This is a genomic window from Myxococcus sp. XM-1-1-1 (assembly GCF_020037095.1).
Classification (GTDB): Bacteria; Myxococcota; Myxococcia; order Myxococcales; family Myxococcaceae; genus Myxococcus; species Myxococcus fulvus.
Genome location: NZ_JAIQDH010000006.1, coordinates 193585 through 217488, shown reverse-complemented (window position 1 = coordinate 217488; position 23904 = coordinate 193585). Strand labels below are relative to the sequence as shown.

The following is a 23904-nucleotide window of genomic DNA, read 5'->3' as shown; positions in this document are numbered from 1 at the left end:
ATCCGTGGCAGCATCGGAGAGACATGGCCCGCTACGCCCTCATCGCCGAGCCCGACCCGCACCGCGCCGCCAGCCTGCTCACCCTCGTCGCGGGGGAAGGGCTCGAGGGCATCCTGGCCCGGGATGGCGCGGAGGCCCAGGAGGTGGTCCGCCAGCGCAGCGCCCCGGCCCTGTTGCTCACGGACCTGGCCTTGCCGCGCGTGGATGGCTTCACGCTGCTGTCGTGGCTGCGCGAGCGACAGGACGCGGGCGGCACGCAGGTGGTGGTGGTGACGGCGTTCGACGAGCTGCGGGTGCGCGCGTGGCAGCTCAAGGAGGCGCTCGGCATCCACTCGCTGCTCAGCCGACGCGCGCCGACGGAGACGGTGCGGGACACCGTGCGCCGGGTCCTCGCGGGACAGCGTCCCCTGCCCGCCACGCCCACGGAGAGCGGCCCCGACGACGAGCACCAGCGCCTGGCGCACATCGACGCGCTGCACCTGGTGGACGACGGCCCTCCGGAGGCGGAGCTGCAGGAGCTCGTCACGGAGGTGGCGCAGGCCTTCGGTGTGCCGGTGGCGTTGCTGACCTTGGTGCTGGGCGACAGGCAGTGGTTCAAGGCGCACGTGGGGCTGCCGCACGCGCTGGCGCGAGACAGGGGCACGCCCCGGGACTGGGCCTTCTGTCACCACGTGGTGATGGGGCGCGAGTCGCTGGTCGTCCCGGACGCCACGCGGCACCCGGTGTTCAAGGACAACCCGCTGGTGCGCGACGGCATCGTCGGCAGCTACGCGGGCGCGCCGCTGGTGACGCCGAGCGGTGAGGTGCTGGGCACGCTGTGTGTCATCGACACGCGGCCCCTGGTGCTCGGCACCGAGGACATGGCGGCGCTGCGGGAGCTGGCCCGGCGCGTGGCCGGGGACCTGGAGCTGAAGTCCCGGGCGAGGACGGAGGCGAGGGACTGGAGCCGCTCGCGGCAGGAGCCCTCGCGCTCGGAGCTGGCCGCGCTGACGCAGGTGCGGGACGCGATTCAAGCGCTCGACGTGGCGACGCTGCTGGTGGCTCCGGGCCGGCAGCCCTTCGCGGGCAACGCCGCGCTGGCGGAGCTGCTGGGGCTGCCGTTGGAGGGGATTGCGAAGCTGACCTTCGACACCTTCCGTCAGCACGTCGCCAGCCTGACGGCGGACCCGACGGGGCACTCGCCGTTGCTCGACCTGGCGTCGGACACGTCGCGGGGGCTGCACCTGTCGCTGACGCTGGAGCACCCACGTCCCCGTCGCATCCGGTGGGTGGCGCGGCCATTCGCCATCCCGGGCGGCATGGCGCAGCTGCTGACGCTCTCGGAGCCGGGGGGCGTGTCTCCGCGCGACGAGCGTGAGCGGATGCTGCGGGTGGATGCGCTGACGGGACTGGCCACGCGACGCGCGGGTGAAGAGCGCCTGCTGCGTGAGATTGGCCGATGCCGGAGGGACGGCGTGCCCTGCGGCGTGTTGCTGGTGGACCTGGTGGGGCTCGGTCGGCTCAACCTGCGGCACGGGTTCGACGCGGGCGACACGGCGCTGCGGGATGTGGCACGGCATCTGGAGCCGGTGGGGGCGCCCACGGGCTTCGCGGTGCGCTGGGAGGGCGGCACGCTGCTGGTGGCGCTGCCAGGGCTGGACGCGGGCGCGACCGAGGCGCTGCGGGAGCACCTGCTCTCCGAGCTGGAGACGTTCGAGGTCCACACCGTCGCCGTGGCGGTGGAGGGCGAGGAGGACCCGGGGCAGACGCTCGCCCGGGCCCATGCGGCGCTCGCGCGGGTGAAGGCGGAGCACCGCGGGTTGAGGGACCGGGGAACGGTGTAGAACAGGGGCTCATGGCCCCGCCCTCCGTGCCCGACCGGCTGCGATTGCCTCTTCGCTTCGACGTGAGCCGTCTCCAGGAGGAGCTGGCGCGGGTGCCCTCGGAGGCGTGGGTGCCGCACTTCAACACCCGCTTCTACGAGGGCGAGTGGAGCGGCGTCCCGCTGCGCTCGGTGGGAGGGATGGAGGGGCGCATCTACCCCGACCCCACCGCGCGACAGGAGTACGCGGACACGCCGCTGCTCGGGCGTCACCCCGCGTTCCGGGAGGCGCTCGCGATGTTCCGGTGTCCCATCGGCTCGGCGCGGCTGTTGAAGCTCGCGGCCCGCGCGAACATCCGCGAGCACACGGACTACAACCTGGCGTTCGAGGATGGCGAGGTGCGCATCCACGTCCCCATCGTCACGCATCCGGAGGTGAGCTTCGTGCTCTCGGGCCAGCGCGTGGACATGAGGCCCGGGGAGTGCTGGTACCTGAACTTCAACCTGCCCCACCGCGTGGACAACTCCGGGGACACGGACCGCGTGCACCTGGTGCTCGACTGCGTGGTGGATGACTGGCTGCGGGACGTCTTCGCGAGGGCCGCGACGGAGGAAGGCGGCGCTCGTGTCGCTTGAGGACTTCGAGCGCTTCCGCGTGCGGGTGCTGGAGGACGGGGTGCTCCAGGAGGCGCTGCGCGGGCCGAAGGATGTGCCTGGGTTCATCGCGCTCGCCATCCGGTTGGGGGCGGAGCGGGGCTGTCACTTCACGGAGGCGGAGCTTCGCGAGCTGATGCGCGAGGAGCGCAAGCGGTGGCTGGGGACGTGGGTATGAGCTCGCGGCTGGATGGGTGGATACCGGCGCGGCTGCAGGTCGAGGGTGAGCAGCCCTGGGTCGACTGGTGTCACCTGGGGAGCCAGCGCTTCACGGACCCGTTCTTCGACGAGACGCTGGAGCGCCGGCTGCGGCATCCGTTCCCCCTGCTCTTCCGACATCGGACGTCGATGGAGACGCTGGTGGAGAGACAGACGTCGCACCCGGGGTTGCCGGTGCGAGGGCTCGTGTTCCACATGTCCCGCTGCGGCTCCACGCTGCTCGCGCAACTGCTGGCGTCGCTGCCCCGCCACATCGTCCTGTCCGAGGCAGCCCCCGTGGACACGGTGCTGCGCATCCATTCGCGGCTCCCGTGGGTGGATGAGGCGCGGCGAATCGAGTGGCTGCGCGCGGTGGTGGCCGGGCTGGGGCAGAAGCGGAACCCCGAGGAGCAGGCGGTGTTCCTCAAGCTGGATGCGTGGCACGTGTTGGAGCTGCCGTTGCTCGAGCGGGCGTTTCCCGGGGTGCCGTGGCTGTTCATGTATCGGGACCCGGTGGAGGTCATGGCCTCACATCAGAAGCACCGGGGCGCGCACATGCTGCCGGGGGTGCTGGAGCCCGCACGCGTGGGGCTCGGCACGGCGCAGTTGTCCGAGCTGTCGCTGGAGGAGTACGGCGCACGGGTCCTCGCGCGACTATGCCAGGCGGGGCTGGAAGGCTATCGCGCGCGGAAGTCACCGGCGTTGCTGCTGAACCACCGGGGGCTCCAGGACACCGCCGTGTCCCGGCTCGTGGAGCTGTTCGGGTTGGAGCCTGATGCCCTCGAGCTGGAGTTGCTGACCCAGGCCGCGTCCCGTGACGCGAAGAACCCCGTGCTCCCGTTCGAGGACGACACGAGGCAGAAGGCCGAAGCGGTCAGCGAAGCCTCACGGAAGGCGGCCGAGAACTGGGTGCGCCCCGTGTACGAGGCGCTGGAAGCGGAGCAACCGCGGGCCGAGCCTCAGTAGAGCGACGACACGAACTGTTCGAGCGGCTTCGGCAGCAGGTCCTCCGGGCGGCTGCTCATGTGCGACATGCTCTCGCTCGTCGCCTTCAAGCGGGTGCTGTTCACGACCTTTCCCGTGGCAACGTCGATCAACTCGAGCTTCACGTCGATCTGATCAGGCTTCCCTGACCACTGGGTGGCGCGGTCCTCCCAGTGCACGAGGGTCGGCCGGACCAGGTACTTGCTCTGGGCCGCACGCGCGGCCTTCATCCCCTCCTCGAAGCTCTCCGTCAGGTTCCCGAGCTTCACATGCTGGGTGCGTTTGTAGAAAGCGACGAACACGGCCTTGGAGGTCGCCAGGGCCGAGCCAGCAAACCGCTTGCTTTCATAGACACCGTCCGCGGGAACGAACATGAAGGTCGCCGACCCACGCTTGTTCGAAGAGCTGTCCCAGGCCCCCGGGTTCATCTGCATCCGAGCCCGTCGAGCGGCCTGAGCCAGAAACCCGCGACGGGCGCTGGCGCCTCCGTCACCACCGGGCCGACTCGCCCGACAGCGCCGACATGGCCAGACGCGCCATGAAGGACTCCACCTGCTCGCGGTTCGGCAGCCCCGACAGCGCCCCCAGCCGCATCGTGGCCAGGGCCGACGTGGCGTGCGCGAAGCGGGCCGCGTCGGATAGAGAGCGCCGCTCACCCAATGCCACACATAGGGCCGCGGAGAAGGCATCTCCCGCCCCCGTGGTATCCACCCAGTCCACGGGGAGGTTGGGCAACCACAGCTCAGCCTCGGACCCGAGGAGCAGGTTGCCCTGCGGCGCGGCGACCACCGCGGAGCCGACGCCCCGACGCAACAGGTTCTCCGCCGCCTGACGGGCGGACTCGCGGTCCACCACCTCGACGCCCGTCAGCACCTCCGCCTCCAGGTCATTGAGCCGGATGACATGGACCGCCTCGAGCAGCTCCTCGGGCAGCGCCGTGGGCGGCGCCGGGTCCAACACCACATGCGTCCCCGCGGCCCGCGCGACATGGACCGCCGCGACGACGACCTCGAGCGGGACCTCCAGTTGCACCAGCAGGACATCCGCGCGGGAGATTCGCTCCTCGGCGGCGAGCACGTCGGGGACTCGCATCCGTCGGTTGGCCCCTTCCGCGGACAGGCTCTGCCGGTGCCCTGACTCATCCACCATCTCGAGCACGACGCCCGTGCTCGCGCCCGGGTCCCTCGTCACGGCGAGCGTGTCCACGCCCTCGCCCTCCAGTTGCTCCAAGAGCCCGAGTCCCCGGGCATCCGCGCCCACCCGCCCCACCAGCGTCGCCCGGGCCCCCAGGCGCGCGGCGGCCACCGAGGCGTTGGCGCCCTTTCCTCCCAGGCTCTCCAGGAACAGGTGCCCCTCCACGTTCTGTCCCTGCCTCGGGAGCCGAGGCCCCTGGACCAGGAAGTCCGTGCTGATTCCACCGACCACCAGGATGTCCGCCTGTCGACGCGCAGCCATGACCGTCGTCCCCCTCCCCACCCCACCGTCCGATGCCGCGACTCGCGCGGGAACACGCCGAGCACGAAGCCTCATCAAGCTAGGCATCACCGGGGCACGGCACGGCGGACGACCACTCGTGCCTCCGCCGCGCCGGCATCCCGAATGGACGGCGGCGTCGCACTCCCCGCCTCCACTCCGAACAGGGATTCAGGACCCGGGACGCACCTCGCGTCCGCTCAACAACCTCGGCCGTACGCGAGCTGGAACACGTCGTGATCCACCTGATTCACCACGCCGTTCCCGTCAATGTCCGCCCACAGGGAACCCCTGCCCCAGTACACCATGAAGGCAGCGGCATCCATCACGTCGACCACGCCGTTCGCGTCGAAGTCCGACGCGCAATACAGCAGCAGGTCCATGCTCCACGCCCCCGAAACGGCCCCCGACGCGGGGCCTCTCGCATCCACCGAGGCCGAGACATCGCCCTGCAAGGTGTACGGCCCGGCCGGCAGCCAGCCAGCCAATTCCTCCGTGTCGCTCTGCGAAGGCGACACATCGAAGGACAGGACCGGCACCCCGCTCTCCAGATTGGCCAGATGCAACAACGTCGAGACACCACCGAAGGACTGCCCCCCGTTGCTCGCGTTCGACCAGGCCGACACCGTCACGAACGCCCTGTAGCGCGCGCGGCGGTTCAACTCGAACGTGAGGTACATGTCCGCGTTGCTGATGCCCTGCCCCCGCGCGGAGGCATCCACCGCGGTGCCAGAGGCCCAGGCACTCAGCGAGGCCCGGATGCGTCGCTCCGACATCTCCGACGACTGGCTCCCACCCGCCGTCGCGTCCAGTCGTGGATTCGGAGCCTGGGGCGGCGACGCCGACAACGCGAGGGACGCGTTGAACGACTCGAACCCCTCCGTCTCCACGAAGTCCGAGTCCTCCGACTGGCCCGCCGCGTCCACCGTCAGGAAGCTCGCGGAGACGGAACGGCGGCCTTCAACCGGGGTGATTCGCTGGGCGTACGCCGACGTCGACAACAGCAAGGAAACCGCACCGGCCCACAACACGCTCGGACGCATGCCGACCTCCACGGGTGTGACGAGGGAAGCCCACCACGTTAGGCCGCTCGCTCTCCGCAACCCGAATACCCCGCGCGCAATCCCCTCCCCGAAGTCCCAGCGCTTCCCCAACCCACTGAAACTCCTATGCGGAGCCCACAACCCCCGACCCACGAGCGCGTTGACACCTCGCGTCGACCGGTGCTACCTACCGGTCGGTAGGTCGTGGCTTTTGAAAACTTTACAGTCCACCGTGACGAGGCACACGTGACGCATAGCGGACGGAAGCCGGATGAAGGCGAGCGCTACAAGGCCATCCTGGAGACGGCGGCGCGGCTCATCTGCGAGCGCGGCTACGAAGGCACCTCGATGCAGGAGATCGCCGCCGCGTGCCGGATGACGAAGGCGGGGCTCTACCACCACATCCAGAACAAGGAGCAGCTGCTCTTCGCCATCATGAACTACGGGATGGACCTGTTCGAGGAGCAGGTCCTCTCGCGCGTGCAGGACATCGCGGACCCGGTGGAGCGGCTGCGCGCGTGCATGCGCCACAACATCCTCTTGGTGACGCGCGGGTGGAGCAAGGAGGTCATCATCATCCTCCACGAGCACGCCACGCTCACCGGTGAGGCGCGCGCGTTCATCGACAGCCGCAAGAAGCGCTACGTCGACTTCCTGGAGGAGGCCTTCTCGCAGGCCGCGCAGCAGGGGCGCATCCGTCCGGTGGACCCGACCATCGGCGCGTTCTCGTTCCTGGGCATGGTGCTGTGGGTCTACAAGTGGTTCAAGCCCGACGGCCGCCTCTCGGATGAGCAGATCGCCGACGGCATGGTGGAGCTGCTCTTCCCGCCCATCGTCGCCGCCGCCGTGGATGGCCAGCCCGGGGTGTCCTCGCTGCGCATGGTGTCTCGCTCCGGAACGGAGGGGACGTGAAGACCGCGCGCTGGTGCTCGCTGGAAGACGCCGTCGCGTCCATCCCCGACGGCGCGTCGCTGGCCACGGGCGGCTTCATGCTCGGCCGCGCGCCCATGGCGCTGGTGATGGAGCTCATCGCCCAGGAGCGCCGCGGCCTTCGCCTCATCTCGCTGCCCAACCCGCTGCCCGCCGAGCTGCTCGTCGCGGGCGGGTGTCTGGCCCACCTGGACATCGCCTTCGGCGCCCTGAGCCTGGAGGGCCGCGTGCGCCCCATGCCCTGTATCAAGCGGGGAATCGAACAGGGCACCCTGTCGTGGCGCGAGCATGACGGCTACCGCGTCGTCCAGCGCCTGCGCGCCGCCTCCATGGGCCTGCCCTTCATCCCCGCGCCGGACGCCGATGTGTCGGGGCTGGCGCAAGCCGAGCCGCCACGCACCGTGGTGGACCCGTTCACCGGTGAGAGCGTCCCGGTGGAGCCCGCGTACTTCCCGGACGTGGCGCTCATCCACGCGCGCGCCGCGGACGAGCGCGGCAACCTGTACATGGAGGACCCCACCACGGACCTGCTCATGGCGGGCGCCGCGCGCCGCGTGATTGCCACGGTGGAGGAGCGCGTGACGAAGCTGCCTCGCGCCACCATCCCCGGCTTCCAGGTGGACCGCATCGTCCTCGCTCCCGGCGGCGCGCTGCCCACCGGCTGCGCGGGGCTGTATCCCCACGACGACGCGATGCTCGCGCGCTACCTGTCGCTCGCCGAGACGGGCCAGGAGGCGGAGTTCCTCGCCTCGCTGAGGACGCGGAGGGCGGCATGAGCGCGGCCCTGGACATCACCCCCGCGGAGACCGTGGTCTCCCTGCTCGCGCGGCAGATTGACGACGGCGCCGTGGTGGCCACGGGCGTCGCCTCGCCGCTGGCCATCCTCGCCATCGCCGTGGCCCGCGCCACGCACGCGCCGGGCCTGACGTACCTGGCCTGCGTGGGCTCGCTGGACCCGGACATCTCCTCGCTGCTCCCCTCCTCCGAGGACCTGGGCTACCTGGAGGGGCGCTCGGCGGAGATCACCATCCCCGACCTGTTCGACCACGCGCGCCGGGGCCGGGTGGACACCGTCTTCTTCGGCGCCGCCGAGGTCGATGCCACCGGCAGCACCAACATGACGGCGAGCGGCAGCCTGGCGCACCCGCGCACCAAGTTCCCCGGCGTGGCCGGCGCCGCGACGCTGCGCCAGTGGGTCCACCGCCCCGTGTTGCTGGTGCCGCGCCAGTCCCGCCGCAACCTGGTGCCCGAGGTGCAGGTGGCCACCACCCGGGACCCGCGCCGCGACGTGCGGCTCATCTCCGACCTGGGCGTCTTCGAGCTGGGCGCCTCCGGTGCAAGGCTGAAGGCGCGCCACCCGTGGGCCTCGACCGAGGACATCGCCGAGCGCACGGGCTTCGACTTCACGGTGGACGACTCGCTCACCATCACCCCGCTGCCGGACGCGCGCACCGTCGCCGCCATCCGCGCGCTGGACCCTCGCGGCCTGCGAGACCAGCTCGTCGGTCGCTGAATCCAGACATCCCTGTTTCGACTTTTGTGTCTCGCGGAGGTACGAGATGAAGGCCATTGTTCTGCGCAGTTTTGGTGAAGCCGGCAACTTGAAGCTGGAGGACGTCCCCGTGCCCGCACCGGGCAAGGGTGAGGTCTTGCTGCGGGTTCACGCTTGCGGGGTTTGTTATCACGATGTCATCAACCGTCGCGGAAACCTGCCTCGCACCCACGTGCCAGCGATTCTCGGCCACGAGGCCGCGGGTGAAGTCGTCGCGGTGGGGCCTGAGACACCGGGGTGGAAGACAGGCGACCGGGCGGCGACGCTCCAGCGGATGTCCTGTGGCACCTGCGCGCTGTGCCGCAGCGGGCGCAACAGTCTGTGCAAGACGGACAACCGCTTCTTCGGCGAGGAGCTGCCGGGCGGGTATTCACAGTTCATGGTGGCGCCCGTCGCGGGACTGGGCCGCGTGCCGTCGTCGCTCCCCTGGACGGAGGCCGCCACGGTGTGCTGCACCACGGGCACGGCGGTGCACACCCTGCGCACGCGCGGTCGCATCCGTGCGGGTGAAACAGTGCTCATCACCGGGGCCAGCGGCGGCGTGGGGATGTCCGCGGTGCAATTGGCCAAGCTGGACGGAGCGCGAGTCATCGCCGTGACGTCTGGCGAAGCCAAGGTGCAGCCCCTGCGGGCCGCCGGCGCGGATGAAGTCATCCTGTCTCGGGGGCTCGATTTCGCGGCGGAGGTGCGCAAGCGGACGCAGGGCCAAGGTGTCGACCTCGCGGTGGAAATCGTCGGCAGCGCCACCTTCGACCAGACGCTCAAGGCCATGGCTCCCGGCGGCCGGCTCGTCGTGGTGGGCAATCTGGAGTCGGGGCTCGTGCAAGTGAATCCCGGGCTCATTATCGTCAAGGAGCTGGAGATCATCGGTGCGTATGCCACGAATCAGGCCGAGCTCGATGAAGCACTCCGGCTGACGGCGACGGGCGGGGTGCGCCAATTCGTCACGGACACGGTTCCGCTGGCTGAAGCAGCGCGGGCGCATTTCCGACTGGAGAACCGCGAGGTGGCGGGCCGGTTGGTCTTGGTGCCGCCAGAGGCGTGAGCAGAAAAAGTCCTGCAACCCCAGACATCGACGCTCGAGTTGGAAATGAGGAAGCCCATGCAGAGAAAAGTTGGAATCGAGGCCCTGGCGGTCGCGGTGCCCTCCCGGTACGTGGACATCGAGGACCTGGCGCGCGCCCGGAACGTGGACCCGGCGAAGTTCACCTCGGGGCTCGGCGCTCGGGAGATGGCCGTCACGGACCCGGGTGAGGACACGGTGGCGCTGGCCGCCACGGCGGCGGCGAGGCTCATCCGGCAGCAGGGCGTGGACCCGTCGCGCGTGGGCATGCTCGTGGTGGGCACGGAGACGGGCATCGACCACTCCAAGCCTGTCGCGTCCCACGTCCAGGGTCTGCTGAAGCTGCCGCGGACGATGCGCACGTATGACACGCAGCACGCCTGTTACGGCGGCACCGCGGGGCTGATGGCCGCGACGGAGTGGATCGCCTCCGGCGCGGGTGCGGGCAAGGTCGCCATCGTGGTGTGCGCGGACATCGCCCGGTATGGCTTGAACACGGCGGGCGAGCCGACGCAGGGAGGCGGCGCGGTGGCGCTGCTGGTGTCCGAGCAGCCGGACCTGCTGGCCCTGGACGTGGGGCTCAACGGCACGTGCACCATGGATGTGTATGACTTCTGGCGGCCCATCGGCCGGCGGGAGGCCGTGGTGGACGGGCACTACTCCATCAGTTGCTATCTGGAGGCGCTGTCCGGCGCGTACCGGGGCTGGCGCGAGAAGGCGGTGGCGGCGGGGCTGGTGCGCTGGTCCGGCTCGCTGCCGGGTGAGCAACTGGCGCGCATCGCGTACCACGTGCCCTTCTGCAAGATGGCGCGCAAGGCGCATACGCAGCTGCGGCTGTGTGATCTGGAGGACGCGAAGGACTCGAAGGCCGGGACGCCGGAGGCTCGCGAGGAGCTGGCGAAGTCGGCCGCGAGCTATGACGCGCAGGTGGCCTCGTCGCTGGGGCTCAACGCGCGCATCGGCAATGTGTACACGGCGTCGCTGTACCTGGCGCTCGCGGGGCTGCTGCACGGCGAGGGCGCGAAGCTCGCGAACCAGCGCATCGGGCTCTTGTCCTACGGCAGCGGCTGCATGGCGGAGTTCTTCTCCGGCGTCGTCGGGGAGAAGGCCGCCGAGCGCATGGCGCGCGCGGACCTGGACACCGTCCTGGCCCGGCGCGAGCGCGTGCCCATCGAGGAGTACGAGCGGCTGATGAAGCTGGGCTCGGATGCGCCCGAGACGAAGGCTCCGCCCCCGGGCGCGTTCCGCCTCACGGAGATTCGCGACCACAAGCGCCTGTACGCCGAAGGCAGCGCGGCCTGAGGCTCACGGCTCCGTCCCACACGCAATGGGACGGAGTGAGCCTGCGGACCCGTCTCGGCTCCGCGCGGAGGACGAACGCGCGGGGCCCCCTCACCCGGGGACGGCGGGCCGCATCTCGCGCTCCGTAGCAACGAGAGTGCGAGGAGACGCGCCCACGCATTGGCCGAGTTCCTCCACGCCGCCGCTCACTCGCTGGCCCGGGCCACGTGCCGACGATGCGGGGGCGCCTGGATGTCCGCACCCGGGGACGAAGGGGGCTGGGAGCCCCTCCCCACTCCAGGACGTGAGTTCCGCCACGCCGCCGCTCACTCGCTGGCCCGGGGCCACGTGCCGACGATGCGGCGACTCCTGGATGTCCTCACCCGGGGACGAAGGGGGCTGGAGCCTCTCCCCACTCAGGGCGTGAGGTCCTCCACACCGCCACTCACGCGCTGGCCCCGGTGCCACACGCCGACGATGCGGCGGGTGTCCAGGACGTCCGCCGCGGGGTTGCCCTCCACCAGCACGAAGTCCGCGCGCTTGCCGGCCACCAGCGTCCCACGGTCGTCGAGCTTCAAGAGCGCGGCCGCATCCCGGGTCGCGTGACGCAGGGCCTCCAGCGGAGTCAGGCCCGCATGCACCATCAACTCCAGCTCCCGGTGCTCCGCGAAGCCGGGAATGCGCAGGGGGTTCGCCCCCGAGTCCGTCCCGAAGCCGATGGACACGCCCGCGTCGTGGAGCGCCTTCACGTTGCGCAGGTTCATCGCCACCGACGCCCGGTTCTGCGCCAGCGCCTTCGCATCCCCCAGCGCCTTCGCGCGCCACGCCGGGTCCGCGAACTGCGCGGCCAGCTCCGGCTGCACCGCGTGCTGGAAGAACGGCGTGCGCATCCACTCCGGCGCCTCCGCGTAGATGTAGAACGTCTCGTCCAGCCCCAGCGTCGGCACGTACCACGTCCCTCGCGCCTTCATCTCCCGCACCAGCTCGTCGTCCACCGGCCTGTCGCGGATGCCGTGCGCGAGCACGTCCACGCCCTCGCGCACCAGTCGCTTCGCGTCGTCCAGATAGTAGACATGCGCGGCCACGCGAAGCCCCTGCCGGTGCGCCTCGTCGATGATGGCCGCCTGCACCTCCGGCAACATCTTCACGGGGACCGAGTGATGGAAGTCATCCACCCAGATCTTCAACAACGCCGGCCGGCGTGACGCCGACTCCCGCACCGCCGCCCTCGCCTCCTCCACCGTCCTCGGCCGATAGAGCTGGTCCGCCCCCACGCCCACCGGTGGCGCGCCGTCCGGTACACCGAGCCCCCGGTCCGCGCCCAGGATGTCCGCGCCCTTCGGCGCCCCCGCGTTGAGCTCCTCCTGCAACTTCGGGAACAGCTCCGTGTTGAACCCGAGCGACATCACCGTGGTGACGCCGTACACCTCGTACTGCCGAGCCTGTCGCAGGACATTCTCCCGGGTGAAGTGCCCCGAGCCGGACTTCGTCCCCTCCACCACGCCCAGATGCGAGTGGTCCGCGACGAGCCCCGGGAACACGCTCCTGCCCTTCACGTCCAGCACCTGGGCGCCGGACGGCACCGTCACCTCGGCCGACGGCCCCACCGCGCGGAGCGTCTCGCCCTCGATGACCAGCGTCGCATCCTCGATGGGCGGGCCACCGTTGCCGTCAATGAGCCGCGCACCCTGGAGCACCACCACGGCTCCCTCGCCACCGCGCACCGCCTCCGGCACGTTTCGCGCGCACGCGAGCACGCCGAGGAATGAAACGAGCCACCAGGACTTCCAGCCGGCGTGCGGCGTCGACCAGGACACGAGGACCTCCCTGCTGCGAGGAGAGAAGGAGCACCACCCGAGCCAGGGGTAGCGCGCCCCACGCCCCGGAGGACACGGAATGAATCCCATGTCCCCCGGAGCGTTCAGCCAACGACATCGCCTCGCCGTGCCCGGAACGCCCCCGTGTGAAAACCAGCGCCGGCCCCCGCGCGCCACGCGTTCGCGCCTTGACGGGTGGGGCCACGCCACGTCATCCACCTCCCCCTCCACCGAAGTCACAGGAGCCCCCATGACCCAGATGACCTACCGCCGCCTCGGACGCTCCGGCCTCACCGTCTCCACGGTGGGCCTGGGCTGCAACAACTTCGGCCTGCGCATCGACGCGCAGGGCACGCGCGCCGTCGTGGACGCGGCGCTGGACGCCGGCATCACCTTGTTCGACACGTCGGACTCCTACGGCACGTCGGAGGAGCTGCTGGGCGAGGCGCTGGGCAAGCGCCGGGGCGACGTCATCCTCGCCACCAAGTTCGGCAGCGACCTGAAGGGAGACAACGGCGCGGACTGGGGCGCGCGCGGCTCGCGCCGCTACATCCGCCGCGCCATCGAGCGCTCCCTGCGGCGGCTGCGCACGGACTGGATCGACCTGTACCAGCTGCACTGGCCCGACCCGGCGACGCCGCTCGAGGAGACGCTGAGCGCGCTCACCGAGCTCGTGCGCGAGGGCAAGGTCCGCTACATCGGCTCGTCGAACCTCAAGGGCTGGCAGGTAACGGAAGCCGAGTGGCTCTCCCGCACGCGCGGGATGGAGCGCTTCATCAGCGCCCAGAACGAGTACAGCCTCATCGGCCGCGGCGTGGAGGAGGACCTGGTCCCCGCGCTGCAGGAGCACGGCATCGGCCTGCTCCCCTACTTCCCGCTCGCCAGCGGCCTGCTCACCGGCAAGTACCAGCGCGGCGCGAAGGCGGGCGAGAACACCCGCGTGAAGCAGTGGAACATGGGCGGCCTGCTCGCCGACAAGGTCTTCGACGCCATCGAGAAGCTGGAGACCTTCGCGAAGGAGCGCTCCCTCTCCCTGCTCGACGTGGCCATGGGGGGACTGGCGGCCCGGCCCACCGTGGCCTCCGTCATCGCCGGCGCCACCTCCGCCGAGCAGGTGCGCGCCAACGCCAAGGCCGGCCTGTGGACGCCCAAGCCCGAGGACGCCGCCGCGCTCGAGGCGCTCCTGCCCAAGGGCCGCGGCATCAGCGTCAACGACGTGCTGCGCGGCGAATAGCCGCCGCTACAGCTTGATGACCTCGGTGCCCCGGCGCGGCAGGCTCACCCGGAACTCGGTGTAGGGGCTGGAGCCCGACTCCACCTCCACCGCGCCGTGGTGGGCCTGGATGATCTGCTGGACGATGTAGAGCCCCAGCCCCAGACCGCCGGTGCGCCCTCGTCGCTGGGCGCCGCCCCGGAACGGGTCGAACAGGTGCGGCTGGAGGTCCAGCGGAATGACGCCCAGGTTCCTCACCGAGAAGCGCACCGCATCCACGTCCGTCCCGTCCAGCCGCAGCTGCACCGGCTCGCTCGCGTCGCCGTGCTGGAGCGCGTTGCCGATGAGGTTCGACGCCACCTGCGCGAGCCGGTCCGAGTCCCAGTCCCCCACCAGGTCTCCCTGCTGGGACACCTCGATGGCGGGCCGCGTCGACGCCGACTGGTGCTCCTGCACCATGCGCAGCACCAGCGCGCCGAAGTCCGTCTCCCCACGTCGGAGCGGGATGCCCCCGGCGAGCCGCGCCCGCGCCAGGTCCAGCACGTCCTCGATCATGCGCCCCATGCGCTTGCCGCTCGACAGCATCCGGCCCGCGGTCTTCCGGACGCGCTCGTCCTCCGAGCGCCGCTGGAGCAGGTCCGCCGCCGTGAGCATGGCGCTCAAGGGGTTGCGCAAATCGTGGCCCAGCACCGCGGTGAACATCTCGTTGAGCCGCAGCGTCTCGGTCAGCTCGTCGAGCTGGCGGGCCAGCTGCTGCTTCTGCCGGTGGAGCTGGAAGAACACCTCCGCCTTGTTGCGCAGCACCAGCGGCTCCAGCGGCTTGTAGAGGAAGTCCACCGCGCCCGTGTCGTAGCCCTTGAAGAGGCGCCGCTTGTCGGTGGAGCCCGCCGTCACGAAGATGATGGGGATGTGCCGCGTGCGCGCCATGCCGCGCATCAGCTCCGCCAGCTCGAAGCCATCCATCTCCGGCATCTGCACGTCGAGGAACGCCAGCGCCACGTCGTCGTGCTCCAGCAGCAGCTCCAGCGCCTCGGCGCCCGAGCGCGCCTGGAGGACCTCCACGTCGTCGCGCTTGAGCAGCGCGTCCAGCGCGATGAGGTTCTCCTCCAGGTCATCCACGAGCAGGCACTTCACCGCGGGCGACGACTCCATGTGTTCCTTCCTGGGAGCAATCACCGGTCACCCCTTCTGGAAGATGCGGTCGTCCCGGGACACCACCGAGAACGCCGACTCGTGTTGGGAGAAGCGAATGGACTCGCGGGCACCCAGGCCCAGGAAGCCCTTGCGGCACAGGGAGTCCTTGAACAGCCCCAGCGCGCGCTCCTGCAGCTCGCGGTCGAAGTAGATGAGCACATTGCGACACGACAGGAACTGGACCTCGGCGAACACGCTGTCGGTCGCGAGGCTGTGGTCCGAGAAGACGACATGCTTCTTGAGCGAGCGGTCGAACACGGCGTTGCCGTACGCCGCCGTGTAGTAGTCCGACAGGGAGCTTCGCGCGCCGGACGCCACGTGGTTCTGGGTGAAGGTGGCGATGCGGTCCACCGGATACACCCCCGCCTCCGCCTTCTGGAGCGCGCCGGGGTTGATGTCCGTCGCGTAGATGAGCGTGCGCTCCAACAGGCCCTCCTCTTTCAGCAGGATGGCCAGCGAGTAGACCTCCTCGCCGGTGGAGCAGCCCGCGACCCACAGCTTCAGCGACGGATAGGTCCGCAGCATCGGCACCACGGACTCGCGCACCGCGCGGAAGTACGAGGGGTCGCGGAACATCTCGCTCACCTGCACGGTGAGGTAGTCCAGCAGCGCCGGGAAGACGAGCGGCTCGTGCAGCAGCCGATCCTGGAGCTGGGAGAGCGTCTTGCAGCCGAAGTTCTCCGCCGCGAGCACCAGCCGGCGCTGCAGCGACACGGTGGCGTAGCGACGGAAGTCGTAGTGGTACTTCAGATAGATGGCATCGAGCAGGAGCCTCAGCTCGATGTCCTGGGCCATGGAGTCCATGCGCGGAAGCAGGCCCGGCCTAGGCCTTGGGCATCCAGACGCGGATGAGCGACAGCAGCTTCTCCACGTCCAGCGGCTTGGCGATGTAGTCGTTCGCGCCCGCCGCCAGGCACTTCTCCTGGTCGTCGCGCATGGCCTTCGCCGTGAGCGCGATGATGGGCAGCTTCTGCCACTCGGCGCGCTTGCGGATCTCGCGCATCGCGGTGATGCCATCCATCTCCGGCATCATGATGTCCATCAGCACCAGGTCCACGCCCTGCGTCGTCTGCGCCAGGCTGTCCGCCAGCCGCTCCAGGGCCTCGCGGCCGTTGCGGGCGATCTCCACCTTCGCGCCCCGGGGCTCCAGCACGCTGGAGAGCGCGAAGATGTTCCGCACGTCGTCCTCCACCACCAGGATGCGCCGTCCGTCCAGCGCCGCCTCCCTGTCGCGGGCGACCTGGAGCATCCGCTGCCGGTCCGGCGGCAGCTTCGACTCCACCTGGTGCAGGAACAGCGTCACCTCGTCCACCAGCCGCTCGGGCGAGCGCGCGCCCTTGATGATGATGGACTTGGAGTAGCGGCGCAGGCGCTGCTCCTCCTCGCGGGTGAGCGAGCGGCCCGTGTAGACGATGACGGGCGGGAACGACACGGTCTCCAGCTCCGCCATCTGCTCGAGCAGCTCGTAGCCGCTCAGGTCCGGCAGGTTCAGGTCCATCACCATGCAGCCGAAGGTGTTCTGCTGGAGCCGCTCCAGCGCCTCCGCCGCGGTGGCGACGCTGTCGATGCGCACGTCCTCGCTCTCCAGCAGCTTCTCGATGCTCTCGCGCTGGCGGGCGTCGTCCTCCACCACCAGCACGCGCTGCACGCCCGGCGACAGGCGCGTCTCCAGCTTGCGCACCGCCTCCATGAGCTGCTCGCGCTTGACGGGCTTGAGCGCGTAGCCCACCGCGCCGCGCTCCAGCGCCTCGCGCGAGGCGTCCGTGACGGAGATGACGTGCACGGGGATGTGCCGCGTCCTCGGGTCGCGCTTGAGCTGGTCCAGCACCATCAACCCGGACTGGTCCGGCAGGTTCATGTCCAGGAGGATGGCGCTCGGCTGGTATGCGACGGCCGCGTCGAAGGCCGCTCCGCCCCGGTCCGTGGCGACGCACAGGAAGCCCAGCTCCCGGGACAGGTCCCTCAGAATCTCCGCGAAGCGCACGTCGTCCTCGACCACCAGGATGAGGCGCGCGCCGGGCGTGTGCCGCTCGCGGTCATCCTCGATGGGCGCGCTCAGCCCCGAGACGCCGTCCGTCTCCGACGGGGCCGGCAGCTGGGCCACCGCGTTGGCCACCCACTGCGTGGACGAGGGCTCGGCGGAAGCCTCGGGCCTGGCGCCCGTGCCCGACGTGGCGAGCACCACCGGCACCGTGACGGTGAAGGTGCTCCCCCGCCCCGCCTCGCTCACCACCGTGACGTCGCCGCCCAACAGCCGCGCCAGGTCCCTGGAGATGGACAGCCCCAGCCCCGAGCCGCCGTACTTGCGGTGCGTGCTGCCGTCAGCCTGTCGGAAGGCCTCGAAGATGAGGCCCTGCAGGTGCGCGGGGATGCCGATGCCGGTGTCGCTCACCGCGAACGACACCTGCCCCGGCCCCGCTGGCGACACGCGCAGCGACACCTCGCCCCGCTCGGTGAACTTCAGCGCGTTGGCGAGCAGGTTGCGCACCACCTGCCCCAGCCGCTGCGGGTCCGTCTCCAGCGACTCGGCGCACCCGGGGTCCACGCGCGTGGAGAAGCCAATCTTCTTCTCCTGGGCCAGCACCTGGAACGAGCGCCCCAGCCCCTCCACGAAGCGCGGCAGGCTGAAGACCTCGGGCACCACCTCCACCTTGCCCGCCTCGATTCTCGACAGGTCCAGGATGTCGTTGATGAGCGCGAGCAAATCATTGCCCGCGGAGCTGATGGTCTGCGCGAACTTCACCTGCTCCTCGGTGAGGTTGCCCGTCTTGTTGTCCGCCAGCAGCTTGGCCAGGATGAGCGAGCTGTTGAGCGGCGTGCGCAGCTCGTGGCTCATGTTCGCCAGGAACTCGGACTTGTAGCGGCTGGTGCGCTCCAGCTCCGTGGCCTTCTGCGTCAGCTCCGCCTGCGCCTTCGTGAGCGAGTCGCGCTGGCGCTCCAACAGGCGCGTCTGCGTCTCCAGCTGCACGTTGGTCTGCTCCAGCTCCGCCTGCTGCTGCTCCAGCCGGCCCTGCGAGTCGCGCAGCACGCGGCTCTGCTCCTCGATCTCCTCGTTGGACGCGCGCAGCTCCTCCTGCTGGGCCTGCAGCTCCTCGGACTGACGCCGCGTCTCCTCCAGCAGCTGCTCCAGGCGCGTGCGGTCATTGGCCGAGCGCACCGCCATGGCGATGGGCTCCGCCACCCGCTGGAGCAGCTCCAGGTCCGAGGGGTGCACCGCGTGCAGGAAGCCCAGCTCCACCACCGCGTTCACCTTGCCGTCCACCTGCGTGGGGAACACCACCAGGTGCCTCGGCCGCCCCTGCCCCAGGCTCGAGTTGATGGGCAGGTAGCCCTCCGGGACGTCCTTCACGTGGAAGGTGCGGTTCTCCTTCAGCGCCTGCCCCGCCAGGCCCTCGCCGGGGCGCAGCCGCGAGTCCCCTGCTGGGAAGGAGGCGGGCAGCGCGTAGCCCGCGAAGCGGTGGAAGTGGTCCAGCCCGTCCGCCAGGTAGATGGCGCCCACGTGCGCGTCCAGGTACGTGGCCAGGAACTGGAGCACCTGGTCGCCCAGCTGCTCCAGCCCCGGCCCCCCTTGCATCCGCGCGGCCAGCAGCGTCTGCCCCTGCTGCATCCAGCCCTGGATGGAGCGGGCGCGGTAGTCGCGGGACGTCATGTACGCGGAGATGCCCATCAGGGACAGCAGCACCGCGGCGCCCAGCCAGCTGATGACCAGCGACAGCGTCGCCGAGGCCTGGAACGCCGTCGTGCGGTCCGCGAGCAGCCGCCGCTCCTCGTTCTCCATCTGGTCCACGAGGACGCGGATGCGGTTCATCAGCTCGATGCCCTCGTTCGAGCGCACGCGCACGAGGGCTATCTCCCCCTGCCCACCCGTCTTCAAATCAATGGTGGCCTGCAGCTCGGCCAGCTTCGCCTCGACGAGCGGCCTCAAGGCGTCCACCCGCTGCACCTGCGCGGCGTTGTCGGACACGCTCTCGCGGATGCCCACGAGCTGCTCGGAGACGGCGCGGCTGGCGCTGGTGTAGGGCTCCAGGTACGTGCGGTCCCCCGTGAGCAGGAAGCCGCGCTGGCCCGTCTCCGCGTCCTTCAGCGTGGACAGGAGCGTCTTCATCCGCTCGACCACTTCCATCGTGTGGCGCACCAGCGCCGCCGCGTCCGCGTGGGACTCGAGCGAGCGGTACGACAGGATGGCGATGACGAAGATGGCGAGTGCCGCGACGATGAAGCCCGCCAGGGTGGCGGTGGGCAGCAGCGGGCCGAAGCGCGTGGCCCTCGAGCGCGAGCCGTCCGGGGCAGGCGGAGTCACGACTCACGCCCTCCACGCGAGGAGGACTGTCCCTCCTGGGAAACCATCCGACGGACCCGAGGTCCGCGCACACAGCACGGGAGAACACCTGTCATGGGAGAGCGCGTCCGGCAGCGGGGGACCACACGCGGAAGCCTCCCGTAACATGGCTCCGACGACGGCCCGCACCTCCGCCTCGCGCACGATGTCGGCTTTCGTACGTTGAGCGCGGACCTCGACCCGGAGTGCCGCCCTTTCGATGCTCGCGGTCCCGGTCCGCATCAGGGATCTCCCGCATCCGGACGGCTGGAATAGGCTGCGGGCATGCCGACGGACCTCACCCGCCTCCGAGTCTCGGGCTTCCGCTCCCTGCGGGAGGTCGAGCTGCGCCCAGGCGCCATCTGTGTCCTGGTGGACACCGAGGGGACGGCGACGCGCGACTTCGTCCACCTGTTCGAGCTGCTGCGGGCCCTGGCCGAGGGACAGCTCCAGCGGCACCTGAGGGAGGCAGGCGGCTCACCGGCCGCGCCCGGGGGGGAGTCCATCCGGTTGCAGCTGGGCCTGCGGACGGACGACTACGGCGTCGAGCTGCGGCGGACGGGCACGGACACGTGGCGGGTGTGCTGGGAGCTGGCGGACCTGCTCGTCGGGTTGTCCGCGCTGCTGGTGGACCCGGACCTGGACGCGCCTCGCGAGGAGTCCTCGCTGGCGGAGCTGGCCCCCCAGGAGCCGTCGAGAGATCCCCCCGCGGGCACGAGCACCGACGACCTGGAGCGCTGGTACGTGGGCAACGTCCTGGAGAGCGTGCTGTGGGAGATGCGGTGCTTCCTGCGGGGGGTGCGAGTGGAGGGCCGGACGCCCCAGGACGTGGGGACGCTGGTGCTCTTCCAGGCCCCCGACGCGGACCCGCCGCCCGCCGCCATCTGGGACACCGTCCAGCGCGTGCGAGAGACCTCGCGCCATGCCCAGGTGCTGCTGTGCACGGCGTCGGAGTCGCTGGCCGAGGCGTTCGACCCCCGGGAGGTCCTCCGCGTGACGACGCATGACGGGAGCTCGCGGCTCGAGCTCCCCCCGGACGCCTCGCCCAGGCCCCGGTGAGGCTCACGGCGCGAAGCGCCACACCCGCACGGCCACGTCACCACCGCCCGTGGCGATGAGGTCCTCCGCGGAGCGCCACGACACGGCGGCGACGCCCCTCTCGTGGAAGCCGATGACTTCGGCGGGGCTCTCGAACCGGGCCGTGTCCCAGACCAGGACCTGTCCAGCCAGGGTCCCTCCCACGAAGCGGCGCCCGTCCGGACTCCACGTGAGCGACAGCGGCCAGACGGAGGTGGTCGCCGACATGACGAGGCTGCCCGTGGCGACCTCGCGCACGAACAGGCCGACGTTGTTGCCCAACACGAGCCGCGTCCCATCCGGGCTCAGCGCCGCGGCGCGGAACAGGTCCGCGCCATGCGCCGGGACGGTCGACACCTCGCGGGTGGTGGGGTTCCAGATGGACCAGCCCACGTCCACGAAGGTGGCGACCAGCTGGCCCTGGGGCGTCCACTGCAGCGACAGGACTCGCCGCTCGCCCTCCGGGAAGCGGAACACCTCCGCGCCCGTGCCGACACGGAAGACGCGGATGACACCCCGCTCGGTGGGCAGACCCGGCGAGCTCGCCGCCGTGGCCAGCAGGGTTCCATCCGGGCTCAGGCCGACGTGGTCGATGGCCAGCGTCGCCGGTGACTGGGTGATGGGGAGCTGCGCGAGCGTCCCGTCCGCCGCGTTCCAGAGATGCACGAGGCCGTCATCGCCTCCCGACGCCAGTCGCGTTCCATCCGCGCTCCAGGCGAGCGCCCGCACCCGCTTCCCGCCGGGGCGGGTGAGCGTCCGCAACCACTCACCGCCGGGCCCCCACAGCTGGACCTTTCCCTCGCCCCCGCTGGACGCGAGCATCGCGCCCGTCGGACTCCACGCCACATTCTCCACCGACAGGTCGTGCGCGAGCAGCTCGCTTCGGACCACCGTCGCCTTGTCCAGCTCCAGGGTGAAGACATCGAGGACCGACGTGGGCAGGTCATCCACCACCGCGAAGCGAGGCTCGGTGGGATGGAAGCTCAGCGCGTCGTAGCCCGTGGCGGTGCCCGTCGGCGGCGTCTGGCTGGCATCCACGAGCACGGCGCCCGTGGCCGCGTCCAGCACGAACAGCTTGCGCATCGGGTCGCCCACCGCGAGCCAGCGCCCGTTCGCGCTCCAGTCCACCAGCGTCGCCCGGCTCCAGTCGCCCTTGTACGTGGACTCCAGGAGGTGGCCCGCGGTGAGGTAGACCCGGACCTCGCCCTCGAAGCCCACCGCGAAGCGCGTCCCGTCCGGACTCCACGCGAAGCCGCCGGGGATCTCCAAGAGCTCCTCGAGCGTCCGCGTCCCCACGCCGTGGAACTCCACCCACTGCGAGAAGGCGCCGCCCCACCGGCCCGCCTCCATCGCGAGCCGCGAGCCGTCCGGGCTCCACGTCAGCGCACGCACGCGGTCCACCGCCGTCAGGGGCGCGCCCTCGCGCTCACCGGTGGCGGCGTCCCAGACATGGACCTCCTTGCTCGCGTTCGTCGCCGTGGCCAGGCGCGCGCCATCCGGGCTCCACGCGAGCGCCTCCACGGCCCCGCCCTGGACGGCCCACGTGCGCAGCGTGGCGCCCGTCACTGCGTCCAGCAGGACCACGCGGCCCGTCGACAGCCCCGCGGCCAGCGTGTTGCCCTCCGGCTTCCACGCGAGCCCGACGAAGCGCGCGTCGGCCGGCGCGAAGATCATCCGCGTCACCGCGCCGCTCCGCGCGTCCCAGATGCGCAGCGGCCCGCCGCTCGAGGTCCCCTCCAACGCGGTGAGCCGCGTCCCGTCGGGGCTCCACTGCGGCGACCCGGGCAGGCGCGCGCCCGAGCGCTGCCAGGACAGCGTCGCGTCGGTCTCCGGCGCGAAGAGCGCGGTCACGAAGCGGTCGCCGTCGATGACCACCTCGCAGCTTCGCGCCGCGCCCTGGCAGGGTTTCATCTCCAGCAGGCGCCACCCCTCGGCGGGCTCGGCCTCCACCGTCATGCGCGTCCCGGTGGCGAAGCGCGCGTCACACGCCTCCGAGCAGTCGATTCCCACCGGAGTGCTCGTCACGCGCCCCTTCCCCACGACGCGGACCCGCAGCTCCCAGGTGCCCGCCGGCGAGGCGTCCCGGACGGTCAGCGCCACCGCGGCAGACCACTCGCCCGCGGTGCCATGGGCGTCCACCGCGCGGCAGCGGACCTGGAACGTCCCTTCCCGCTCGAAGGTCGCGACCACGCCGGACGTCGTGCCGCTCGGGACCTCCGGAGAGGTGACCAGGCTCGTCGTACCGCCCCAGTCGAAGACATACGTCACGGCGTCGCCATCCGGGTCGGACGCGGTGCAGTGCATGGGCGTCGGCGCGCCGGGCTCCACCACCACCGTGTCGAGCTGGAGCCGGGCCACCCCGGGGGCACGGGAGGGATTGGGGGTGGGCGGCTGTCCACCGGAGGAACAGGCGCCGAGCCACGAGACCAGCAGCAGCACGACGCACAGGGACACGGGACGAGAAGTCATGGGCTCTCACTCGCGCGTCCCGGCCCCCCAGATGCGCGTTGCGCCCATCCCTAATCCCAGACCCCGCCCTTGTCAAAGCCTGTCGTCCCGGCGGCGGGGACTGGATTGCCCCCCGCGGCTACGTTTGCGCGGCCTTGCGCTCCGAATAGAGGGCCCACTCCTCCTTCACCGCCCTGGCGAAGTTCGGGCGCTCGCGCAGCCTCGCCACGTAGGCGCTCAGCGCGGGCCACTTCTTCAGGTCCAGCGGCGTGGCGCCACACCAGTTGAGGACGACGAAGAGATAGGCATCCGCCACGCTGAAGGCGTCGAGGAGGAACTCGCGACCCGACAGGTGCTGCTCCACGACGTCGAGCCTCGCGGGCGCCTTCGCCAGCGCATACTCCTTCACGGCGTTCGGTGAGTGCAGGTCGAACACGGGCGCGAACACCACCTTGTGCAGCTCCGTGGCGATGAAGGACAGCCAGCGGTGGAGCTGCTCCCGGCCCTGCGGGTCCACCGGGGCCAGCTTCGCCTCCGGCCAGCGGTGGGCGATGTACTGGAGGATGGCGGTGCTCTCGAAGAGCAGCGCCCCATCCTCCTTGCGCAGCGCCGGGACGAGCGCCAGCGGATGGACCTCGCGATAGTCCTGTCCCTCCGCGGTCTGCTTCGTCTTGCGGTCCACCGGGATGAAGCGGACGTCCGCGCCGGCCTCGTAGAGGGAGATCCGGGTCGCGAGCGAGCAGGACATCGGCAGGAAATACAGCTGCATGGGCATACCTCCACGAGGCGGGGCTGGATGCCCCTCGGGAACGCCCGCGACTCTGCCCCTCCCCACCCTATGCGTCCAACGCATCCTTG

At 70.7% G+C, this 23904-nt stretch carries 20 protein-coding genes; 11 read left to right on the top strand and 9 right to left on the bottom strand.

What is annotated here, in order from left to right; translation table 11 throughout:
- Positions 1-23: 23 nt before the first annotated feature.
- The 4 genes from K8640_RS14675 to K8640_RS14660 are packed head-to-tail and all read left to right on the top strand — an operon-like array spanning position 24 to position 3619.
- The gene (locus K8640_RS14675; RefSeq protein WP_223747602.1) at positions 24-1823 is read left to right on the top strand and encodes a diguanylate cyclase domain-containing protein; all 1800 of its coding nucleotides are present in this window, start codon (positions 24-26) and stop codon (positions 1821-1823) included.
- Between the two features lie 11 nt (positions 1824-1834).
- On the top strand, positions 1835-2437 hold the full coding sequence (locus tag K8640_RS14670; protein WP_223747601.1) for an aspartyl/asparaginyl beta-hydroxylase domain-containing protein: 603 nt from the start codon (positions 1835-1837) through the stop codon (positions 2435-2437).
- A complete protein-coding gene (locus K8640_RS14665; protein WP_223747600.1) occupies positions 2427-2633 on the top strand; it encodes a Nif11-like leader peptide family natural product precursor in 207 nt (68 codons plus the stop codon). The genes K8640_RS14670 and K8640_RS14665 overlap by 11 nt, the downstream gene beginning before the upstream one ends.
- Positions 2630-3619: a sulfotransferase family protein gene (locus K8640_RS14660; protein ID WP_223747599.1), complete on the top strand. Its 990-nt coding sequence runs from the start codon at positions 2630-2632 to the stop codon at positions 3617-3619. Before K8640_RS14665 ends, K8640_RS14660 begins: the two co-directional genes overlap by 4 nt.
- Here K8640_RS14660 and K8640_RS14655 read toward each other — a convergent pair.
- From K8640_RS14655 to K8640_RS14645, 3 genes are all read right to left on the bottom strand, one after another.
- On the bottom strand, positions 3613-4071 hold the full coding sequence (locus tag K8640_RS14655; RefSeq protein WP_223747598.1) for a DUF4823 domain-containing protein: 459 nt from the start codon (positions 4069-4071) through the stop codon (positions 3613-3615). The two genes, K8640_RS14660 and K8640_RS14655, sit on opposite strands and share 7 nt — an antisense overlap.
- A 55-nt stretch (positions 4072-4126) precedes the next feature.
- Positions 4127-5092, bottom strand: coding sequence for a ribokinase (locus K8640_RS14650; RefSeq protein WP_223747597.1), 966 nt, complete (start codon positions 5090-5092; stop codon positions 4127-4129).
- Between the two features lie 218 nt (positions 5093-5310).
- Positions 5311-6153 carry a hypothetical protein gene (locus tag K8640_RS14645; protein ID WP_223747596.1) on the bottom strand — a complete coding sequence of 281 codons (843 nt, stop codon included), beginning with the start codon at positions 6151-6153 and terminating at the stop codon, positions 5311-5313.
- A gap of 246 nt (positions 6154-6399) precedes the next feature.
- Here K8640_RS14645 and K8640_RS14640 point away from each other — a divergent pair, with 246 nt between their 5' ends.
- From K8640_RS14640 to K8640_RS14620, 5 genes are read left to right on the top strand one after another with little or no spacing between them, the layout of a single operon-like run.
- On the top strand, positions 6400-7065 hold the full coding sequence (locus K8640_RS14640; protein ID WP_223747595.1) for a TetR/AcrR family transcriptional regulator: 666 nt from the start codon (positions 6400-6402) through the stop codon (positions 7063-7065).
- Complete coding sequence (locus K8640_RS14635) at positions 7062-7859, top strand: malonate decarboxylase subunit alpha (RefSeq protein WP_223747594.1); 798 nt, start codon at positions 7062-7064, stop codon at positions 7857-7859. Before K8640_RS14640 ends, K8640_RS14635 begins: the two co-directional genes overlap by 4 nt.
- Positions 7856-8596 carry a CoA-transferase subunit beta gene (locus tag K8640_RS14630; protein ID WP_223747593.1) on the top strand — a complete coding sequence of 247 codons (741 nt, stop codon included), beginning with the start codon at positions 7856-7858 and terminating at the stop codon, positions 8594-8596. Before K8640_RS14635 ends, K8640_RS14630 begins: the two co-directional genes overlap by 4 nt.
- Before the next feature lie 46 nt (positions 8597-8642).
- Entirely contained in the window at positions 8643-9680 is a 1038-nt protein-coding gene (locus K8640_RS14625; protein WP_046714462.1) for an alcohol dehydrogenase catalytic domain-containing protein, read from the top strand.
- A 57-nt stretch (positions 9681-9737) separates the two neighbouring features.
- A complete protein-coding gene (locus tag K8640_RS14620) occupies positions 9738-11000 on the top strand; it encodes a hydroxymethylglutaryl-CoA synthase family protein (protein WP_223747592.1) in 1263 nt (420 codons plus the stop codon).
- A gap of 395 nt (positions 11001-11395) precedes the next feature.
- On the opposite strand, the gene K8640_RS14615 is transcribed toward K8640_RS14620, so the two are convergent.
- Positions 11396-12796 (bottom strand): amidohydrolase family protein, encoded by a 1401-nt coding sequence (locus K8640_RS14615; RefSeq protein ID WP_223747591.1) that lies wholly within the window; start codon positions 12794-12796, stop codon positions 11396-11398.
- Positions 12797-13046: 250 nt separating this feature from the next.
- On the opposite strand from K8640_RS14615, the gene K8640_RS14610 reads away from it, so the two are divergent.
- A complete protein-coding gene (locus tag K8640_RS14610; RefSeq protein WP_223747590.1) occupies positions 13047-14030 on the top strand; it encodes an aldo/keto reductase in 984 nt (327 codons plus the stop codon).
- 6 nt (positions 14031-14036) lie between these two features.
- Here the strand turns inward: K8640_RS14610 and K8640_RS14605 are convergent, their stop codons facing one another.
- From K8640_RS14605 to K8640_RS14595, 3 genes are read right to left on the bottom strand one after another with little or no spacing between them, the layout of a single operon-like run.
- The gene (locus K8640_RS14605) at positions 14037-15161 is read right to left on the bottom strand and encodes a HAMP domain-containing sensor histidine kinase (protein WP_223747589.1); all 1125 of its coding nucleotides are present in this window, start codon (positions 15159-15161) and stop codon (positions 14037-14039) included.
- A gap of 27 nt (positions 15162-15188) precedes the next feature.
- On the bottom strand, positions 15189-15998 hold the full coding sequence (locus K8640_RS14600; protein ID WP_223747588.1) for a protein-glutamate O-methyltransferase CheR: 810 nt from the start codon (positions 15996-15998) through the stop codon (positions 15189-15191).
- Between the two features lie 28 nt (positions 15999-16026).
- The gene (locus K8640_RS14595; RefSeq protein ID WP_223747587.1) at positions 16027-19503 is read right to left on the bottom strand and encodes a response regulator; all 3477 of its coding nucleotides are present in this window, start codon (positions 19501-19503) and stop codon (positions 16027-16029) included.
- Between the two features lie 303 nt (positions 19504-19806).
- On the opposite strand from K8640_RS14595, the gene K8640_RS14590 reads away from it, so the two are divergent.
- Positions 19807-20580, top strand: coding sequence for a hypothetical protein (locus K8640_RS14590; RefSeq protein WP_223747586.1), 774 nt, complete (start codon positions 19807-19809; stop codon positions 20578-20580).
- Positions 20581-20583: 3 nt separating this feature from the next.
- Here K8640_RS14590 and K8640_RS14585 read toward each other — a convergent pair whose 3' ends face one another.
- Entirely contained in the window at positions 20584-23067 is a 2484-nt protein-coding gene (locus K8640_RS14585) for a WD40 repeat domain-containing protein (protein WP_223747585.1), read from the bottom strand.
- 118 nt (positions 23068-23185) lie between these two features.
- Positions 23186-23815, bottom strand: coding sequence for a glutathione binding-like protein (locus K8640_RS14580; RefSeq protein WP_223747584.1), 630 nt, complete (start codon positions 23813-23815; stop codon positions 23186-23188).
- Positions 23816-23904 lie beyond the last annotated feature (89 nt).

Excerpts from the sequence above, each read along its gene's own strand:
- K8640_RS14610 (WP_223747590.1), top strand. The coding sequence starts at position 13,047 with ATGACCCAGATGACCTACCGCCGCCTCGGACGCTCCGGCCTCACCGTC.
- K8640_RS14630 (WP_223747593.1), top strand. The coding sequence starts at position 7,856 with ATGAGCGCGGCCCTGGACATCACCCCCGCGGAGACCGTGGTCTCCCTG.
- K8640_RS14645 (WP_223747596.1), bottom strand. The coding sequence starts at position 6,153 with ATGCGTCCGAGCGTGTTGTGGGCCGGTGCGGTTTCCTTGCTGTTGTCG.
- K8640_RS14625 (WP_046714462.1), top strand. The coding sequence starts at position 8,643 with ATGAAGGCCATTGTTCTGCGCAGTTTTGGTGAAGCCGGCAACTTGAAG.
- K8640_RS14670 (WP_223747601.1), top strand. The coding sequence starts at position 1,835 with ATGGCCCCGCCCTCCGTGCCCGACCGGCTGCGATTGCCTCTTCGCTTC.
- K8640_RS14655 (WP_223747598.1), bottom strand. The coding sequence starts at position 4,071 with ATGCAGATGAACCCGGGGGCCTGGGACAGCTCTTCGAACAAGCGTGGG.
- K8640_RS14585 (WP_223747585.1), bottom strand. The coding sequence starts at position 23,067 with ATGACTTCTCGTCCCGTGTCCCTGTGCGTCGTGCTGCTGCTGGTCTCG.
- K8640_RS14620 (WP_223747592.1), top strand. The coding sequence starts at position 9,738 with ATGCAGAGAAAAGTTGGAATCGAGGCCCTGGCGGTCGCGGTGCCCTCC.
- K8640_RS14600 (WP_223747588.1), bottom strand. The coding sequence starts at position 15,998 with ATGGCCCAGGACATCGAGCTGAGGCTCCTGCTCGATGCCATCTATCTG.
- K8640_RS14605 (WP_223747589.1), bottom strand. The coding sequence starts at position 15,161 with ATGGAGTCGTCGCCCGCGGTGAAGTGCCTGCTCGTGGATGACCTGGAG.
- K8640_RS14590 (WP_223747586.1), top strand. The coding sequence starts at position 19,807 with ATGCCGACGGACCTCACCCGCCTCCGAGTCTCGGGCTTCCGCTCCCTG.
- K8640_RS14660 (WP_223747599.1), top strand. The coding sequence starts at position 2,630 with ATGAGCTCGCGGCTGGATGGGTGGATACCGGCGCGGCTGCAGGTCGAG.
- K8640_RS14580 (WP_223747584.1), bottom strand. The coding sequence starts at position 23,815 with ATGCAGCTGTATTTCCTGCCGATGTCCTGCTCGCTCGCGACCCGGATC.
- K8640_RS14650 (WP_223747597.1), bottom strand. The coding sequence starts at position 5,092 with ATGGCTGCGCGTCGACAGGCGGACATCCTGGTGGTCGGTGGAATCAGC.
- K8640_RS14675 (WP_223747602.1), top strand. The coding sequence starts at position 24 with ATGGCCCGCTACGCCCTCATCGCCGAGCCCGACCCGCACCGCGCCGCC.